This is a genomic window from Hymenobacter cellulosilyticus (assembly GCF_022919215.1).
In the GTDB taxonomy this organism is placed as follows: Bacteria; Bacteroidota; Bacteroidia; order Cytophagales; family Hymenobacteraceae; genus Hymenobacter; species Hymenobacter cellulosilyticus.
Genome location: NZ_CP095046.1, coordinates 3,120,629 through 3,137,041, shown reverse-complemented (window position 1 = coordinate 3,137,041; position 16,413 = coordinate 3,120,629). Strand labels below are relative to the sequence as shown.

The following is a 16,413-nucleotide window of genomic DNA, read 5'->3' as shown; positions in this document are numbered from 1 at the left end:
CACTCATGCGTATTTCTACTCTCTGCGCCGTGCGTTATGCCGTCGTGGTGCTACTCAGCTTCTTAACTGGCCTTAGCGCCGTGGCCCAGACCGCGCCTGTGTGGCAAAGTGTCATCTCATTAGGTGGGCAACATAGCATATCCGGTTTTACCATAGATGGTGCTGGTAACTACTATTTAACCGGTTATTTTTCGCGTCCCGTCACTATCGCAGGCAGACAGCTCACCACTGCAGGAGGGTTCGACGGATACGTAGCTAAGCTCTCCCCATCCGGCACGTTGCTTTGGCTGCACCAGTTGGGTTCCACCGACCATGATCACGTGCATAGTGTAGCTGTTGATAAAGTCGGAAACGTTTACGTTACGGGCAGTGCTACCGGCACTTTGGCACTAGGCAATAACTTGACGTTTACAGGCCCAGCGGGTACAGAGGGGACAATGTTTCTAATTCGCTACTCGCCTCAAGGCATTGCAGAATGGGTACAGCAGAGTAATACCATTGCCTTTTCCACAGGCACTAGCATGGGCTTTGATGCGGCGGGCAATCTGTACCTGACTGGTTTATATGAGCGCGCACTTACCATCGGCTCCACAACCATTACATCTTCCAACAGCCTCCGTACTACCAGAACCGGTTATTTGAGTCGGTTTGCAGCGGCTACAGGCAGCCTGCAGTCTTTAAAAACAGTATTCCATTCTGATGCCACTCGCGCTGTATTCAATGGGCCGAAATTGATAGTACTACCTACGGGAAGCACATACATCTTAACTAGTATTTTGAGTAATGCCACATTTGGAAGCTCGACAACCGTTACCCACCCAAACCCAGACTCCAAATTGAATGGCATAGCCGCTAAATATGACGCACAGGGCACGCTTGAATGGGTACAACATTTTAAAGGAGGAGATAACCGCATTGATGCTGGCGTAGCTGATGCAGCTGGTAACCTCTTTGTGGTAGGTGATTTCTACGGCACTACCGCATTTGGGTCATCCATCTTAACTACCAGCGGCTATATCAACAGCTATGACACCTACTTGACCAAGATCTCATCTCAAGGGGTAATGCAGTGGATTCAGCGGAGTGTAGGGGACGGAGATGAGCACTGGAATGATGTAAAGCTTGATGCCTCCGGATCTCCTTACGTTTCGGGTTCATTTCAATTAACAACAGCTTTTGGTTCTTTGTCTCTCACCGCCTTCGGCTCTGGCTTCCATGACATAGTGGTAGCTGCCTATACTCCTCAGGGACAGATCAAATGGGTAAAACAGGCGGGCAGCACAGGCTTTGCTTTTGACTATGCTCAATTTCTAGCCTTCACCTCGCAATACGACCTATCTGTTCTCGGCAATGTTGGCGGAAACAGCACCTTTGGTCCGCTTTCGCTCAGTGCGGGTACAACAGAGAACACCTTTTTGGCACACTTAAACACCTCAGTACTGGCAACCCAAACGCCCCGCCCTTCAGCATTAAGCATGTACCCAAACCCAGCTACTGATTGGGTGCAGCTATCGGCCTGCCTGTAGGCACCCGCGTGCAGATCATTGATACAATGGGTCGCCTGATGCATGAGACAGTAGTTACACCTGCCGCACAAGTATCGGTGCGGGGCATAGCACCCGGCTTGTATTCGCTACGCAGCACTGATGCACAAGGACAGATCTTTACTGGTAAGCTTGTCGTTCAATAATACAGGCCTTCACTGCACCGTATCAGTACTATGTCTGGTCGATTGTTTTATGACAGTACTTTTCGTCAGAAGTGGCGATAAGTATTGCTTAATCCCGGCCACCTGTCGCTTACTCAACCACCAAGGGTATATCTGAACGGTATACCCTTGGTGGTTTTTAGGCCAGTCGGTACCGGTAGCGCTTGCTTTGCATCTAAGGGAAACTTGCTGCCAGCCACTACCGAAATGCACGCGCCTTACCATGAAAACGGATTTGCCGGGTTTTATCAGTCAGGTCTTAGAACCTAAAAAGGCTGTTCGCCCCGACGGACTAACTCCGTAAAATTTACGGAGCTAGACCCGTTTCTATTCCAATTGATCTGAAGCACCCTGTGACTTTTATAAAAGCAGTCTAGATGTCAACACCACTTTCCTTACTCCGCCGGCAAAAGCCCTGATAATCAAAGACCAATTTTGGGCAAGCTACCGGCCGATATGGTAAACCTGTAGAATCTACAGGAATGAAATAGGAATACCACCTCACGTTTACCCGGCCCGGAAAGCCTACCGCCAACCGCCGGCCGCTATTTACTGGAACTTCAGTAAAAGACCTCCCTAGCCGTAGGGAGGGTAGTGTAGTTCTTATTAGGTGGCTCAATTGTAACCGATAGCCCTACTCTTTTTTTCACGCGGGCAAAATTCAGGGAAAAGGGGGTAAAGGGCGTCCACAGTTTTGGGTACCCTTGTTTCCACTCCAAAAGCAGCTTAAAAGCAGTTCAAGAAACTCATCTCCATTTTGAGTTTCCTGAACTTTGAAAGGTGAACTAGTTTTTTGAACTCAAACCGATCCGTAGGGCCACTTTGCCTTGCCAGTAGACGTGTATGGGCAGCAGTTCAGGAAAAGGAGCGTTAAAACGTAAAGGTGACTATTTATCGCTGTTACGGCCTTCCCTTTCAAGGTTTGCTTTCTGCAGCCTGTAGTAAGGCGATGGCGTGTAATACCACTAAGACCCCGAGCGTACAGAAGCTTGGGCTCGTCTCATTCCAAAACATGGAGTAGCCTGGCCCAAAGGAACTGAATGTGTTTGGAAAGGGCGGAATACCGAATACTTTCATTTGTAAACCAATTGGAACCATTACCATAGCGTAGGGTATCAATAGGACCCACCAGCTGGATTGCCCTTGCCGCACGTCGCGTGATATGCTCAAAAAGAGCTTAATAGCACCCAAGCCCCAGATAATTTGCGGCGTCCAGACCAAGATATGAATGAGCCAGGTCCACGCTTGTTCGTGGGACGACTGAAGCAGGATAACCCCAGACAAGGTGAGCAAAAGAGTCATACTGCTAGTTCACTAAAAGGGTCCGAAAGGTAAACAAGCTAATCACCCTCCAGGATTAAAATACCCTGTGGCTGATCGGCGGGAATAGCCGCTTGGATGTGTCGCAGTTGCTGGGTAGGAAATCCGCTACTGTCTGCCATGACAATAAGCCGTTCCCATTGGGTGGGATAGAGTCGGGTGCTCCCGTACGGGTCCACAGGGAACCCAACCTGTTGGCCAAAATCATAGAGCAAGTTTTCTAAGGGAGTATCAATTTCTATACTGCCGAGCTTGCTGGCGGTCTGATAGTTTTTCCAGTAAACATCGAGAGCCATGGCAACAGGTGGGATTGAAAGAGAATTATTGATGTAAAGTTAAACGGTCGTTTAGGTTACTAGCCGTTCATCACACCGTATCGACCGTAAATTACGGGCGTTACGGGCTCGCACGGTGCGTTACCCGGTAGGGGGTGCAATTTTTTCTTGCCGGTTGCCAGCTACACCGCAGATCAGAGCTGAACGTACACACGTGCATAATTCAACCCCAAAAGTCAAGGCCCGGCCGGAGCCCGGGGCATTTCATCAGGGCCCGGCAATATAAGTTCTGCAGCTGTGGCTAATACCCATTGAAGATATCAACGATATCAATGCTCTGGTAAGGAGCCTGGAATTTAGGGTACATAATCATCCTAGCTAAGCCCCTCCCCTTTTGCCGGTTTTGCGGCCTATTATTTACAAAAAGAAAGGCCGCCACATCTTTCGACGCAACGGCCTTGCCCACGGATAGGAGCTGGCAACTACTTACCAACGGGCAAGGCAAAGATAATCTATTGGCTCAAAATTGAGCCGATTAGTACATACGGTGCTATACCCATGTTTAGGTGTGTACCCCTACGTGTACCCTTGAAAAGCAAAAACCCCGTCTGCAACTTGCAAACAGGGTTTTATGCAGAGAGGATGGGATTCGAACCCACGATGACCTTTTGAGCCATACACACTTTCCAGGCGTGCTCCTTCGACCACTCGGACACCTCTCTGGGTCAGTAATCGGGTGCAAAGTAACGGTCCTTTTTCCGGATACACAAGCCCTGAGACTCGGGAGTTAGCCTAAAGATATTTCACCGCGCAGGTTCTGGGCCAATAAATGGGCCGTTTCGCGGGGGCCGTGGCCCAGGCCGAGCACAAACATGAGCTTGGTAATGGCCGCCTCGGACGTGATATCCTCGCCGCCAATGACGCCCAGCTCAGTTAGTTGGGAGCTGGTTTCGTACTGCCCTTGAATCACGCGGCCCTCCTCGCACTGGCTTACGTTCAGAATTTGTACGCCCCGCTCGTGGGCGTCGCCGAGGCACCGTAAAAACCAGGGAGCCGTGGGTGCATTGCCCGAGCCATAGGTTTCGAGCACGCAGCCGCGCAGGTCATCCACCTCCAGCATGGCACGCACCACCCGCTCGGTAATGCCCGGAAACAGCTTCAGAATCCCGACCCGCTCGTCGAGGTGCTGGTGCACACGCAGGGGTGCCGAGGGCAGTTGGCGCACCTGCTTGTCGTCGAACTCGACCTCGATACCAGCCCGGGCCAGGGGCGGGTAGTTTTCGCTGCGGAAGGCGTTGAACTGCTCGCTTTCCACCTTTTTGGCCCGGTTGCCCCGAATCAGCAGGTCGTTGAAGAACACGCAGACTTCGGGCACGCGCACGGTGCCGGCCGTGGGATGCCGGGCTACGGCAATATCGAGGGCCGTAATCAGGTTGCGGCGGGCATCGGTGCGGATGCGGCCCACGGGCACCTGGGAGCCGGTAAATACCACGGTTTTGCCCAGGTTTTCCAGCAAATAGCTCTGGGCCGCTGCCGAGTAAGCCATGGTATCGGTGCCGTGCAAGACTACGAAGCCGTCGTACTGCGCGTAGTTGTCCTGGATAATGGCGGCCAGCCCCAGCCAGTCGGCAGTCGTTACGTTGGAAGAGTCAATGGGCTGGGGCAGACTAAGTACCGAGAGGTGCATGTTGAGCTGCCGGAGCTCAGGCATCTTCTTGCGAATCTGCTCAAACTTCATCGGCACCAGTTCCCCCGCTTATTATACTCCATGCCCACCGTGCCGCCGGTGTAAATAACCAGCACGGACGTGGCGGGCCGGGTGCCGTGGCCGACGGGCGTAATGTCAACAAGCGGAAGCGTGATGGGCAGGGTCATGGGTGAGTGGTGAAGGGGTTAAAGGCACTGCTTATCCGTCCCGTGAGCAGCACAAAGCAAGGACGGACGATTTGATTACAGCTTGAAAAGCTCTCGGGCATTGCGGGTGGTAGCTTCGGCAATTTCCTCGGGGTCTTTACGCAGAAGCTCGGCCACGCGGCGGGCAATCAGGGGCAGGTAAGAGGGCTCATTGCGCTTGCCGCGGTGGGGCACCGGGGCCAGGTAGGGGCAGTCGGTTTCGAGCAGCAGGTGTTCCAGGGCAATGTCTGGCAGGAACTTGTCGGCTCCGCCGTTCTTGAAGGTAGCTACGCCACCGATGCCGAGCTTAAAGCCCAGGCGGAGCACCCGTGCGGCCTCTTCCGGGGTGCCCGAGAAGCAGTGAAACACGCCCGTAAGCGTCCCGTCCTGGGCAGCTTCGATAATGTCGGCCGTTTCCTGAAAGGCGTCGCGGGTGTGAAGCACCAGAGGCAAACTGTGCTTTTTGGCCAGGGCTACCTGCACGCGCAAGGCCTCCTGCTGCTGAGCCAGGGTGGTTTTGTCCCAGTACAAATCAATGCCACACTCCCCTACGGCCGCAAACGGGCGCTTGTCCAGCCATTCCTCCACCAAGTACAGTTCCCGCTCGAAGTCTTTACCTACCGAGCACGGATGCAGGCCCATCATCGAGAAGCACTGCTGCGGGAAGCGGACTTCGGTTTCGAGCATGCCGTCGATGCTGGTGTGGTCGATGTTGGGCATGACGATGGTCGTGACGCCGGCCTCGTAGGCACGGTGCAGGGCCTCGTCGCGGTCGGTTTTGAACTGCTCGGAGTAAATATGGGCGTGCGAATCGGTGAGCTGCATGTAGTTGTTAGTTGCTGGTTGTCAGTTGTTGGTCCCAGGACGACGTTGGATTGCCCAGGACTTTCGGAGCTATTATTCTTACTTATACACCCGCCCTTTCCAATCGAAGGACAGCGGCAACAGGCGAAATACGCTCAGGCTTACGGTTAGGGCAAGGGTATAGACCTCGAAGGCGGGCAGCAGGTGCCAGGGCATGCGCAAGCCGGCGCGGTGGTAGCAGGCAGCCGCTAGCAGTCCTTGCAGCAGTACTTTGGCTCCCAGCACACCCAGGGCCGCAACCGGTCCGGCCACCCAGGCCAGCACCAGCAGCAACGGGTAAAAGCCGGCGTAGAACAGCAGCCCGCCCTGTAGCCACCACGGCAGGGCTTCTACGCCCCGCATCCAGCGCCGCCGCTGGTGCAGCAGCCGCCCGGGCGTGCTGATGGGCAACGAAACGGCCAGCACTTCGGGCCGGAACACGTTGCGAAACGTGAATCCCTGCTTTAGCACCGCTTGAAACAAGGCGTAGTCTTCCGTCACGGAAAATGGCAACTGCTCGTAGCCCCCGGTGGCCTCATAGGCGGCCCGCGTCACCAGCATGTTATTGCCCATGGCCGTGACGGGCCGCCCGAAGTCGGACACCACTTGCACCAGGCCCAAGGACTGCAGCCAGTCGAGGCCCTGGAGCCGGTCGAACAGGCGCGGGCCCTGCACCACGGTCAGGCCCGTGACTGTGCCGACTTCAGGCGTGGCAAACGGCAGCAAACCCTGAATCCAGCCGGTAGGCACGGCAATATCGGCGTCGGTGATAAAGAAAAACTTGGAGGTGGCAGCCCGGGCCAGGTGGGCCAGCACGTTGGCCTTGCCCGGGCCAGGCCCAGCGGCTCGGTGATGGTAGTGCAACGGAACTGGCCGCCGTAGCCCTGCATGGCGGCTTCGGCTACGGCCCGGGTCTGGTCGGTGGAGGCATCGTCGCCGAGCAGCACTTCCACAAGCTCCGCCGGGTAGCTCAGGCTGCGAATAGCGCGCAGGCAGCGGCCAATAGCAGCTTCCTCGTTGCGGGCCGCAATGAGGATACTGACCCGGGGCCAGGGCTGGGGCAGCGGAGCCGGAGCCGGCCGGGGCCGCACCCAGAACAGCAGCGCCGAAGCGGCCAGAACTAGAAACCAGAGCGCAAAGTAAGCCGTGAGAAAAACCATTGAAACGAAGCCTAAAGCAGCTCGAAGCGGTAGCCCTGCTCGGCAAAGTGGGCTAGGTAGCGCGGCAGCACGTAGCGCAGGTTGCGGCTGGCCTTGATACTGTCGTGAAATACTACCACCGAGCCCGGCCGCGTCAGGCGCAGGGCGTCGCGCAGGCACTTTTCGGAGGCGTAGTTTTTGTCGTAGTCGCAGGTGAGCAAGTCCCACATAACGATGCGGTACCGGGGCTCCAGGTGGCGGTTCAGGGCGGGCGTAATACGGCCGTAGGGCGGGCGAAAATACTGAACTACATCGGCGGGCTGCACCGCGTCGAGGGCGTGTTGGCAGCGGGCAATGTCGTCGTAATATGTGGCCGCCGGCGTACTCCAGCCGCTGAGGTGGTGGAAGGTATGGTTGCCGAGTCGGTGCCCGGCGGCCAGGGCGGCCAGGGCAATATCCGGGTGACGCTGCAGGTTGTCGCCCACGCAGAAAAACAGGGCTTTGGCGTTGAACTGGGCCAGCTGCTCCAGCACCCAGGGCGTTTCCTCCGGAATGGGACCGTCGTCGAAGGTCAGGTAGAGTGTGGGATGCTCCGGCTCGGCGTGCGGGCCGCGCCAGATGGTGTTGGGCAGCCAGCGGTGCATTACTTCGGGCAGACGGTGAAGATGCATGCTGTAAGGGTGGAAAGGTGGAGTTGAGCCGGCCGCTACCGGTGCAGAGAACCGGCGGCTACCTCAACAATATTTTGCCATAATTGCTCTGCGCTGCGCACCCAGGAAAAACGGTGCACGTTGGCCAGGCCCTTCTGCACCAGCTCGGCGCGCAGGCCGGCATCGGCATCCAGGCGGGTCAGGCCCTCGGCAATGGAAGGCACCGAGAACGGGTCAATAAGCAAGGCGGCGTCGCCGGCCACTTCGGGCATCGAGCTGCAGTTGGAGGTCAGCACGGGCGAGGCGCAAGCCTGGGCTTCAATGATGGGAATCCCGAAGCCCTCGAAATATGGCACGTACACCGTGGCCAGGGCCGCTGCATAAAGCTGCACCAGCTCTACATCCGTCACGCGGCCAGTGAGGTGCACGGCCCCGCGGTGCTTCATCTGCTGGTACACGTCGAACATGGGCCCGGCTTTCCAGGCCGTGCGGCCCACAATGAGCAGCTTGGCCGCCGAGCCGGTTCGGGTTTTGAACTCGTCGAAGGCGCGGAGCAGATTGACCAGGTTTTTGCGCGGCTGCAGGGCGCCCACAAACAGAAAGTAGGGCTTGCCGGCGCTGAACCGGTCCCGGACGTCCTGCTGCTCCTCGGCCGGCAGGGGCCGGAAGTGGGCGTCGGCGGCATTGTACACCACCCGGATTTTGTCGGCGCTGGTGCCGTAGGTTTGGACCAGATCCTGGCGGGTAGCCTCCGACACGGCCACGATGCGCGCCGAGGCCCGCACGAATTTCGGGATGAAATAGTGGTAGTACTTGCGCTGCAGCCAGTCCACATCCTGGGGAAAATGCTCGAAGGCCAGATCGTGAATCACCGTCAGGCGGGGCACTCGGGTGCGCAGCGTGGTGAAGCCGTCGGGGCTCAGAAACACGGCCGGCCGGTGCTTGCGCAGCCAGGCTGCCACGGCGCCCTCAAACCAGGCCACGAACAAAAACGGGTGACGGGCCGGGGGCAGTAGCACGTGGGGCACCACGTTGTCGGCAAACAGGTAGCGCGCGTCGTAAGCCCTATCGAAGAGGAAATGGAAGGTATGCTCGGGGTGCTGCCGCACCAGGCGACTAAGCGTTTCGAAGGTGAAACGGCCTATGCCTTCGAGCTTGTCGCCGGGCAGCAGGAAGCGGACGTTAACGGCAATATTCAACGAGAAGGAAGGTTCAGAGGCGCTAAGATGCCCGTTTTTTGCCAAAGATACCCGGCCAGACCGGGCTTTAGCGGCGCAGGGCTTTGAGCTCGGCCACGCGCACCACGCCCGTAGCAAACAGAATAGCCACGAAGGCCAGCCCCGCTCCTACCGCTTCCAGCAGCCACTGGTTCAGCAGCTGCTGCAAGCCCCAGAACACGGCGCAGAGCAGCCCAAACGCCAGCAGCAGCCGGCCGATGGTGCCCCAGGGAATAGCTACGCCCGCCCGCCGGCTTACCAGCCACAGGTAGCCGCCCGAGACGAACACGACACACAGCAAGGTGTTCAGGGCAGCGGCGGCGGCCCCGTAGCGCGGCAGCAGAAATACGTTCAGCAGCACGTTGAGCCCAATGCTGCCGGCCACAAGCCAGCTCACCGGCTTTTCGTGGTTGGTGCTGGTAAGCAACGTGCTATAAATGGCAAAGAAGGCGTGCACCAACACGTTGACAAACAGTATTTTAAGACTGAGCGTCATCTGCCCCAGCTCGGGGCCGTACTGTGGGTAAACTGCCAGAACAGCACCTCCCCGCGAAACAGCACGAAGGCGCACACAAACAGCAGCGGCACCGTGACCACGCGCTGCCCAAACCACAGCAACTCCTGCTGTTCCTTGGGCTTGCCGGTGGCGTAGGCAAACTTGGCAAAAAACAGGGGCAGCACCGTCCAGAGGTACATCATAATGGCATCAACCCAGCGGTAGGCCGCCGCGTAGTAGCCCGCCTCGGCCGGGGACGCCAGGCGCTCCAGCATCAGCATATCGACCCGCTCGTTGAGGCCGTACACCAGCGTAATCAGGGCCAAGGGCAGGCTGGCCCGCAGCAAACTACGGGCATGGTCCCACTTGAGCTTAAAGCGCACCTTCCCGTAGAGGCGGGTAACCAGGCCGTAGAGCACCACAAACGTGAAAAGCACCGCCACGGCCCGGGCGCCCACGTAGCGGTCCAGCGAGATGCCCACCGGAATCAGAGCCAGCACGAAAACCAGCAGCAGGGCTTTTTCCAGCACCGAGAGTACCGCATCGGTATTAAAGCGCTGGTGGGCCTGCAGGGTGCCGCGCAAAAACTGCGTGTACTGCGTTACTAATAACGAGGCGCCCGTAAGGGCCAGCAGCGTGAGCGTGTGGCCGTGGTAGCCCAGCAGCCAGCCGCTGCCCACCATCAGCAGCAGAAACAGCACCGACAGCCAGCCTTTCAGGGGCAGCAGGGTGGGAAAATACTCGGTCAGAAACTCCGGGGCGGCTGCTACCCGCTTGGTAGTGAGCTGGGTAGTACCCAAATCTGATACCGAGGCCACAATCAGCGTCCAGTTGAACAGGGCCGTGAACGTGCCGAAAGCGGCGTGACCCAGCCGGTCCTGCACCAAGTTTTCAACAACTACCCAGCCGGGCTTGACCAGCAGGTTCAGCAGGACAACGAAACTGATATTTCCGAAAAACTTTTTGATACCGACGGGCCTAGATGAAGGCCAAAATTAAGTAAAAACCGTAGCCCGCAACCATGCAGCCCGGTCAGGAGCATCCAGCGCCGGGGTTTTGCGGATTCGACCGGCCCAAGGCCCCGCCCGCCGAATGGGCAATAGCGCTGGGCTAGTTTTCGTTGGCTCAACTGCGGCCGGGCCTACTCAATACGCAGAATTTGGAGTAGCTTTGCCGCAATGCAGTCTGCCGAAAACCGGCGGTTACCGCGTCAATCGTCCTTTTACCTTTTGCATGTCATCCCGCTCTTATTCGTTACTGGGCTTGTGGCCCGTTATCAACCGGTGGAAGTTTTTAGTAGCTGCCGCCGTGGCGCTGGCGCTTATTATCAGCATCGTGGTCAGCATCTCGCTGCCGAATATCTACAAGTCCACGGCGGTGTTCTACCCGACCAACCCCAACACCACCGACCCCGACCGGATTGTGTCGGACGGCGGTAAGCTGGAGCTCGGGGCCGGGCCGAAGACCTGGACCGCGTCATCACCATTGGCGAGTCGCAGACCCTGGCCGAGCTCATTATCAAGAAATTCAAGCTACACGAGCACTACAAAGTAGGGGCCGCCGGCGACGATCTGGCCGATCAGTCGGCTCTGGATGAGTTCAATAGCAACTTTACCATCGTGCACAACGACCGAGACGCTATTGAGGTAAATTTCCTGGACCGCGACAAGGTGCTGGCCGCCAAGGTGACTAATGCCATTGTGCAGGCCATTGACTCGATTAACCAGCAGCTGACCTTCGAAAACCGCGGCAAAATTATTGACCTCTACAAGGGCCGCAAGGAGTTTCTGGAGCGCGAATACATTGCCGCCCACGACTCGCTGTTGGCCGGTCGCCGCCGTTACGGCATCTATGGCATGGAAAACGAGTCACGCTACCTGGGCCGGGCCATCATTGAAACCGAAACCAAGCTGCGCCAGGCCGAAGGGGAAGGCAACAGCAGCAAGGCGGCCGGCTACCGCAAAGCCTTGCGGGGCCTCACCCAGGCCGATGGTGGCAACTACCTGAACCTGGAAAACTACGTGAAAGGTACCGACCGGATGGCTACCGTATACGCCCGCTTCTCCGACATCCAGAGCCGCCTGATTGGGGCCCGCAACGCTTACGAAACCGCCAAGCTGGCTATCAGCGGCAAGATTTCGTCGATTTACGTGGTGCAGAAGGCATTCCCCGCTACCAAGAAAACCAAGCCCGTGCGCTGGATGATTGTGGTTTCGTCGGTGGTCGTGACCCTGGCGCTGTCCATTATTTTCATTACCCTGCTTGAGCTCTACCGCGGCAACCTGAGCGTGGGCCGCCCCGGTACGGAGCCGCAGTATTAACCGTTTCTGCTAATGGCCGCTGCTGCTTCCCTTCTGGCGCGCCTGCGTCCCCAAGATCCGGCCCAACGCCTCTTCATCGGCTTTATTCTGGTGCTGCTGCTTAGTGGGGCAGCGGCCTTGCTAAGCCAGACGCCGCTGTGGCTGGCCCTGCCCTTTGCCGGGGTGGGCGTAGCAGTACTGCTCGTGGACTGGCGCTGGGTGTACTACCTGCTGCTGCTCACGCTGGCCTTTTCGCGGGAAATTCCGCTGCCCGGGGCCTGAGCATGGACGTGCCTTCCGAACCGCTCATGCTGGTTTTGCTGGGCTGCTTCGGGGTGAGCGTGCTGCTGGGCCACACCCGCCTATCGGCCCGCATCTGGACTCACCCGCTGGTAATCATCATGGGCCTGGCCCTGCTTTGGTCCACGGTGTCGATGCTGTTTTCGGTGGACACCATGAAGTCGGTGAAGTACCTGCTGGCCAAGACCTGGTACATCGTGCCCTTCGTGTTCGTGACGGCCTCTATCGTGCAGCGCCCCGCCGACGTGTGGCGGCTGGCCGCATTTTACGTGGTGGGTGCTACCATTACGGTGGTCTACACCACGCTGCGCCACTCCACCAAGGGCCTGAGCTTCGACTCCATCAACTGGGCCATTCAGCCCTTCTACATCAACCACGTTATCTACGCCGTAGTGCAGGCCCTGCTGGTGCCCTACGCCTTTTATGCGGCCAAAGACAGCCAGGGCCTCAAGCGGCTGCTGTGGCGCATTGCCCTGGTGGTGCTCGTGTTCGGGGTGCTGTTTTCCTACACCCGGGCCTCCATCATTTCTTTGCCCATTGCCGGGTTGTTCTACCTGGCCCTGCGCCTGCGGCTGACCCGCCTGATTCTGGGGCCGGGGCTATTGCCGCCACGTTTGGGGCCGTATATTTCATGCACCAGAACAACTACATGCTGTACGCCCCGGACTTTGAGAAGACGGTCTTCAACGGCCACAACTTCGAGAAGCACCTAGAGGCAACCTACAAGCTGGAGGACGTTTCGGGCATGGAGCGGGTGTACCGCTGGGTGGCAGCGGCCCGCATGATCAGCGAGAAGCCCATTACCGGCAGCGGCCCCAGCACCTTTTACCCCGAGTACAAGCGCTTCACGGTCAAGAGCTTCCGTACCTACGTGAGCGACAACCCGGAGAAGTCGACCACCCACAACTACTTTCTGCTGCAGCTGGCCGAACAGGGCTTTCCGGGCTTCCTGCTGTTTGTCATCCTCTTCGGTACGGCCCTGGTCATGGTCGAAAACCTTTACCACCGCAGCCACTCGGCCCAGAACCGGCGCGTGGTGCTGGCCGCCGGCCTGTCGTTGGTGGTCATCATCTTCCACCTGCTGCTCAATGAGTTGGTGGAGGTCGACAAAGTAGGCTCCTTCTTCTACATTGCCATGGCCCTGCTTATGCGCGCCGAAGGCTGGATTGCCGAGGAAGCGGTGGCGGTCAATGAGTGAATGTGCTGATGTACCAAGACTTATGTCATTGCGAGCAGAGCGAAGCAATCCGTCCTCTCAAATGTGCTGAGTGTTCTGTTCTGAAGTGAAAAGCCCTGACGTTATGCTAACGTCAGGGCTTTCTGCTAAAGGGGCATTTGTCACTAGCAGAGGACGGATTGCTTCGTCCTTCGTCCTCGCAATGACACCATTTCACCATCTCACTACTTAAACCGGCAGCTGAGGATGGTGACGTCGTCGGCGAAGTGGCTTTTGGTGGTGCTGAACTCTTCGATTTCGCGCAGCATCTCCTTGTGCAGGGCCGTGAGGGGCAGGTAGCGGTTGCGCTGAATAAGCTTGATCAGGCCTTCTTCGCCGTACTCGGCTCCGCTTTCGTCGAATACCTCGGTGAGGCCGTCGGTGTAGCTGAGCAGCAGGGAATGCGGCGGAATCTCGGTTTCGCCCACCGTAAGCATGGGTAGCTTTTCCATGATGCCCAGCATTACGGTGCCCGTCTTCAGGTACTGAACCGGCCCGACATCGGGCAGCAGAATCGGGTCGTTGTGGCCCGCGTTGACGTACTGCAGGTGGCGGGTAGCACGGTTGTAGATGCCGAAGAACACGGTAATGAACTTCTCCCCGCCCGAATTGCGAAACAGCAGGTGATTGAGCTCGTGCACGATGGTGGCCAGGTCCACGTTCTGCCGCAGCAGGGTGCGCAGGCCGGCCTGGAAGTTCGACATCAGCAGGGAGGCCGGTACGCCCTTACCCGATACGTCGGCCACGCAGAACAGAAACCGGTCCTTGTCGATGCTGACCACGTCGTAGTAGTCGCCGCCGATGGCGGTGTGGGGCACGTAGCTGGCGTGCACGGCCACCTGGGCATCGTTGGGCAGCTTGCTGGGAAACAGCAGGTTCTGCACTTCCTGGGCAATTTCGATTTCCTTGCGCATGGCCGCAGCCGAAATCCGCTGGCGGTTGAGGCGGCGGTTTTCGATGGCCCCGATTAGGATGTTGCTCAGGGTTTCCAGAAACTTGATGGCCTCCTCGTCGGTGTAGTCTTCCTGCACGTTGCCAATCATCACGTAGGCCAGCACCGCGTCCTGCTGGGTTACGGGAATCACGGTTTCGAGCTTCTGCCACTCGGCGTCCAGCTTCAGCGACGAGATAGAGCAGGCGCCCGCCACGCAGCTGTCAATGATTTCGTTGGGCAGCTCGATCTTGCGGAAATCAGCCAGCTGAAAGCCAAACGACACGGTGCACTGCCAGCGGCCTTCTTCCTTCACGTAGAGCACGATACGCCGGATATTCAATTGCCCGAGCAGGGTAAACTGGAATATTTTGTAGAGCGTTTCCTCGCTCGTATCCTGGTTGATGGCCTGGGTGATTTCCAGCAGCGCACTGAGCTCCTGCTTTTTCAGCAGCAGCACCTTGCGCAGACTCAGGACATCGGGGTGAACGTGGCTCGTATCAGGCATTTGATTGTTCGTTAATTGGAGCTTAGGGCCCGGGCGTTACCAGATCCGAATCTGAGCCTCAGGCACTAGGCACCAATGGGAGTTTTGGGGTCGTAGGCATCTCGCAGGCCGTTGCCCAGCAGGTTGAAGCTCAGCACCAGCAAGCTGATGGCCAGGCCCGGCAGCAGCGTCAGCCACAAGCCGGCCTGGGTACCGAGCAGCTGGAAGCCTTCATTGACCATCAGGCCCCAGGAGGGAGCTGGCGGCTGCACGCCCAGGCCCAGAAAGCTCAGGCCGGCTTCCAGCAATATTGCTGCCGCAAAGTTACTGGTTGCAATTACAATAAGAGGTCCAGTCATGTTGGGCAGCAGGTGGCGGGCGATGAGCCGGCCCTGGGGCAGGCCCAACACCCGCCCGGCCTCCACAAATGTCTTCTCCCGCAAGCTCAGCATCTGGCCCCGTACCACCCGGGCTACATCCACCCACATGGTCAGGCCCACGGCCACGAAGGAAGTCCAGACGCCCTTGCTGTCGAGGGCCAGGGAAATGGCAATGACCAGCATGATGCCTGGAATGCTCCACACCACCGTCATCACGCCCATGAGCAGACTATCGACCCAGCCGCCCACGTAGCCGCCCACCGCCCCGATGAGCATGCCCAAAGCCAGGGAAATGAGCACCGCCACCAGGCCAATGCCCAGCGAAATGCGGGTACCCAGCAGCAGGCGGCTCAGCTCGTCGCGGCCAGCCTTGTCGGTGCCCAGCCAGTAAGTGCGCCGGATAATGCGCTCCTGCTCCACGATGCGGCGCAGCTCCTGGGCTGAGCCGGCCTGGCCAGCCACCTGGGCCAGAGAGTAGCGCTGGGGCGCGTCGGCCAGGGAACTGTGGTTCTGGTAGGGTTGGATCAGCACCGAGTCGCCCTGGATCCGGTAGCCGCCGATGGGCGACTCCCGGAAGCGCACGTCGCGGCCCTGCCACCAGGTGCGCCCGATGTTGTCGGGCGTGTTGGCGGCCTCCGCTAGAGGCAGACGCAAAATGGTAGCCGTGAAGCCCGGGGGCTCTTTTTGCAGCTGCACCAGGCCGTTGTTGGCGTCGGGCGAGTTGTCGGGCAATACCCAGTAGCCCAGCAAGGCCACCAGGGTACAGAGCACGATAAAGCCCAGACCCAGCATGGCGGGCCGGTTCTGGAGCAGCCGCTGCCGCACGTAGTAGCTGGGCGGGCGGGCCGGCGGCGCGGTAGTGGGCGCAAAAGGCGCGGTAGGCGTGGCCACCTAGCGGGTGTTGTGGGCCAGCAGGCCAGGCTTGGTCGCCAGGAAGTAACAGTCGCGCACCAGGGCCCCGAAGGAGGTGACTTCGTAGGCCAGCTCAGTGTCCGGGTCGGGGTAGAAGCACTTGATGTAGTCCTGCTCCAGCAGGCCGCGCAGGTGGCGCTCCAACTCGGGGCGGGCAACTGGGTTTTCTCGCTCAGGGTCCGGAAAGGGGTGACGAAGTACAGCTCGTCGATGATGTCGTATTCAGGGTCGGTCACGGGGGCTCGGGCAGGTGAAGTAAGCAAATGTAGCTCCGGGCGACGGGAAAGGGAAATACGGGGTGGTTTTGGACGGGCTTCTCCCCTGTTTGCTGCTCTACCGCTATCTA

At 58.4% G+C, this 16,413-nt stretch carries 19 protein-coding genes, 1 tRNA gene and 1 pseudogene; 7 read left to right on the top strand and 14 right to left on the bottom strand.

Features of this window, described 5'->3' with window-relative positions:
- Nucleotides 1–5 precede the first annotated feature (5 nt).
- Together MUN79_RS15485 and MUN79_RS31850 are read left to right on the top strand one after the other, a co-directional pair.
- The gene (locus tag MUN79_RS15485) at nucleotides 6–1,526 is read left to right on the top strand and encodes an SBBP repeat-containing protein (protein ID WP_244673588.1); all 1,521 of its coding nucleotides are present in this window, start codon (nucleotides 6–8) and stop codon (nucleotides 1,524–1,526) included.
- Nucleotides 1,527–1,534: 8 nt separating this feature from the next.
- The gene (locus MUN79_RS31850; RefSeq protein WP_511177042.1) at nucleotides 1,535–1,690 is read left to right on the top strand and encodes a T9SS type A sorting domain-containing protein; all 156 of its coding nucleotides are present in this window, start codon (nucleotides 1,535–1,537) and stop codon (nucleotides 1,688–1,690) included.
- A gap of 1,358 nt (nucleotides 1,691–3,048) precedes the next feature.
- Here MUN79_RS31850 and MUN79_RS15480 read toward each other — a convergent pair.
- The 11 genes and pseudogenes from MUN79_RS15480 to MUN79_RS15435 form a co-directional block, all read right to left on the bottom strand.
- The gene (locus MUN79_RS15480) at nucleotides 3,049–3,324 is read right to left on the bottom strand and encodes a hypothetical protein (protein ID WP_244673587.1); all 276 of its coding nucleotides are present in this window, start codon (nucleotides 3,322–3,324) and stop codon (nucleotides 3,049–3,051) included.
- A gap of 613 nt (nucleotides 3,325–3,937) precedes the next feature.
- Nucleotides 3,938–4,025: transfer RNA gene (locus tag MUN79_RS15475), tRNA-Ser, on the bottom strand.
- A gap of 65 nt (nucleotides 4,026–4,090) precedes the next feature.
- Nucleotides 4,091–5,041 (bottom strand): asparaginase, encoded by a 951-nt coding sequence (locus tag MUN79_RS15470; protein WP_244673586.1) that lies wholly within the window; start codon nucleotides 5,039–5,041, stop codon nucleotides 4,091–4,093.
- Nucleotides 5,038–5,178, bottom strand: a complete 141-nt coding sequence (locus MUN79_RS15465; RefSeq protein WP_244673585.1) for an asparaginase — start codon at nucleotides 5,176–5,178, stop codon at nucleotides 5,038–5,040. The genes MUN79_RS15470 and MUN79_RS15465 overlap by 4 nt, the downstream gene beginning before the upstream one ends.
- Before the next feature lie 75 nt (nucleotides 5,179–5,253).
- The gene (locus MUN79_RS15460) at nucleotides 5,254–6,021 is read right to left on the bottom strand and encodes a TatD family hydrolase (RefSeq protein WP_244673584.1); all 768 of its coding nucleotides are present in this window, start codon (nucleotides 6,019–6,021) and stop codon (nucleotides 5,254–5,256) included.
- 78 nt (nucleotides 6,022–6,099) lie between these two features.
- A complete protein-coding gene (locus MUN79_RS15455; RefSeq protein ID WP_262922870.1) occupies nucleotides 6,100–6,855 on the bottom strand; it encodes a glycosyltransferase family 2 protein in 756 nt (251 codons plus the stop codon).
- 17 nt (nucleotides 6,856–6,872) lie between these two features.
- Nucleotides 6,873–7,199 (bottom strand): annotated as a pseudogene (locus tag MUN79_RS30110) (glycosyltransferase); the annotation flags it as partial.
- 11 nt (nucleotides 7,200–7,210) lie between these two features.
- Nucleotides 7,211–7,849 (bottom strand): polysaccharide deacetylase family protein, encoded by a 639-nt coding sequence (locus MUN79_RS15450; protein ID WP_244673583.1) that lies wholly within the window; start codon nucleotides 7,847–7,849, stop codon nucleotides 7,211–7,213.
- Between the two features lie 35 nt (nucleotides 7,850–7,884).
- Nucleotides 7,885–9,027, bottom strand: coding sequence for a glycosyltransferase family 4 protein (locus MUN79_RS15445; RefSeq protein WP_244673582.1), 1,143 nt, complete (start codon nucleotides 9,025–9,027; stop codon nucleotides 7,885–7,887).
- A 67-nt stretch (nucleotides 9,028–9,094) separates the two neighbouring features.
- Nucleotides 9,095–9,541 carry a polysaccharide biosynthesis C-terminal domain-containing protein gene (locus MUN79_RS15440; protein ID WP_244673581.1) on the bottom strand — a complete coding sequence of 149 codons (447 nt, stop codon included), beginning with the start codon at nucleotides 9,539–9,541 and terminating at the stop codon, nucleotides 9,095–9,097.
- The gene (locus tag MUN79_RS15435) at nucleotides 9,538–10,488 is read right to left on the bottom strand and encodes an oligosaccharide flippase family protein (protein WP_262923064.1); all 951 of its coding nucleotides are present in this window, start codon (nucleotides 10,486–10,488) and stop codon (nucleotides 9,538–9,540) included. Before MUN79_RS15435 ends, MUN79_RS15440 begins: the two co-directional genes overlap by 4 nt.
- A gap of 286 nt (nucleotides 10,489–10,774) precedes the next feature.
- On the opposite strand from MUN79_RS15435, the gene MUN79_RS15430 reads away from it, so the two are divergent.
- The 5 genes from MUN79_RS15430 (at nucleotide 10,775) to MUN79_RS15410 (ending at nucleotide 13,339) form a co-directional block, all read left to right on the top strand.
- The gene (locus MUN79_RS15430; RefSeq protein WP_244673580.1) at nucleotides 10,775–11,095 is read left to right on the top strand and encodes a Wzz/FepE/Etk N-terminal domain-containing protein; all 321 of its coding nucleotides are present in this window, start codon (nucleotides 10,775–10,777) and stop codon (nucleotides 11,093–11,095) included.
- A gap of 65 nt (nucleotides 11,096–11,160) precedes the next feature.
- Nucleotides 11,161–11,862: a GumC domain-containing protein gene (locus tag MUN79_RS15425; RefSeq protein WP_244673579.1), complete on the top strand. Its 702-nt coding sequence runs from the start codon at nucleotides 11,161–11,163 to the stop codon at nucleotides 11,860–11,862.
- Nucleotides 11,863–11,874: 12 nt separating this feature from the next.
- Complete coding sequence (locus MUN79_RS15420; RefSeq protein WP_244673578.1) at nucleotides 11,875–12,123, top strand: hypothetical protein; 249 nt, start codon at nucleotides 11,875–11,877, stop codon at nucleotides 12,121–12,123.
- A 2-nt stretch (nucleotides 12,124–12,125) separates the two neighbouring features.
- Nucleotides 12,126–12,854, top strand: coding sequence for a hypothetical protein (locus tag MUN79_RS15415; RefSeq protein ID WP_244673577.1), 729 nt, complete (start codon nucleotides 12,126–12,128; stop codon nucleotides 12,852–12,854).
- A complete protein-coding gene (locus MUN79_RS15410; protein ID WP_244673576.1) occupies nucleotides 12,791–13,339 on the top strand; it encodes an O-antigen ligase family protein in 549 nt (182 codons plus the stop codon). Before MUN79_RS15415 ends, MUN79_RS15410 begins: the two co-directional genes overlap by 64 nt.
- A gap of 203 nt (nucleotides 13,340–13,542) precedes the next feature.
- Here MUN79_RS15410 and MUN79_RS15405 read toward each other — a convergent pair whose 3' ends face one another.
- From MUN79_RS15405 to MUN79_RS15395, 3 genes are all read right to left on the bottom strand, one after another.
- Complete coding sequence (locus MUN79_RS15405; protein WP_244673575.1) at nucleotides 13,543–14,796, bottom strand: PP2C family protein-serine/threonine phosphatase; 1,254 nt, start codon at nucleotides 14,794–14,796, stop codon at nucleotides 13,543–13,545.
- A gap of 65 nt (nucleotides 14,797–14,861) precedes the next feature.
- Entirely contained in the window at nucleotides 14,862–16,046 is a 1,185-nt protein-coding gene (locus MUN79_RS15400; protein WP_244673574.1) for an ABC transporter permease, read from the bottom strand.
- Nucleotides 16,047–16,211, bottom strand: a complete 165-nt coding sequence (locus tag MUN79_RS15395; RefSeq protein WP_244673573.1) for a hypothetical protein — start codon at nucleotides 16,209–16,211, stop codon at nucleotides 16,047–16,049.
- Nucleotides 16,212–16,413 lie beyond the last annotated feature (202 nt).

Bases quoted from the DNA above. Each gene is read 5' to 3' on its own strand.
- MUN79_RS15410 (WP_244673576.1), top strand. From the start codon at position 12,791: ATGCTGTACGCCCCGGACTTTGAGAAGACGGTCTTCAACGGCCACAAC.
- MUN79_RS15480 (WP_244673587.1), bottom strand. From the start codon at position 3,324: ATGGCTCTCGATGTTTACTGGAAAAACTATCAGACCGCCAGCAAGCTC.
- MUN79_RS15440 (WP_244673581.1), bottom strand. From the start codon at position 9,541: ATGACGCTCAGTCTTAAAATACTGTTTGTCAACGTGTTGGTGCACGCC.
- MUN79_RS15460 (WP_244673584.1), bottom strand. From the start codon at position 6,021: ATGCAGCTCACCGATTCGCACGCCCATATTTACTCCGAGCAGTTCAAA.
- MUN79_RS15415 (WP_244673577.1), top strand. From the start codon at position 12,126: ATGGACGTGCCTTCCGAACCGCTCATGCTGGTTTTGCTGGGCTGCTTC.
- MUN79_RS15450 (WP_244673583.1), bottom strand. From the start codon at position 7,849: ATGCATCTTCACCGTCTGCCCGAAGTAATGCACCGCTGGCTGCCCAAC.
- MUN79_RS15420 (WP_244673578.1), top strand. From the start codon at position 11,875: ATGGCCGCTGCTGCTTCCCTTCTGGCGCGCCTGCGTCCCCAAGATCCG.
- MUN79_RS15465 (WP_244673585.1), bottom strand. From the start codon at position 5,178: ATGACCCTGCCCATCACGCTTCCGCTTGTTGACATTACGCCCGTCGGC.
- MUN79_RS15485 (WP_244673588.1), top strand. From the start codon at position 6: ATGCGTATTTCTACTCTCTGCGCCGTGCGTTATGCCGTCGTGGTGCTA.
- MUN79_RS15470 (WP_244673586.1), bottom strand. From the start codon at position 5,041: ATGAAGTTTGAGCAGATTCGCAAGAAGATGCCTGAGCTCCGGCAGCTC.
- MUN79_RS15405 (WP_244673575.1), bottom strand. From the start codon at position 14,796: ATGCCTGATACGAGCCACGTTCACCCCGATGTCCTGAGTCTGCGCAAG.
- MUN79_RS15430 (WP_244673580.1), top strand. From the start codon at position 10,775: ATGTCATCCCGCTCTTATTCGTTACTGGGCTTGTGGCCCGTTATCAAC.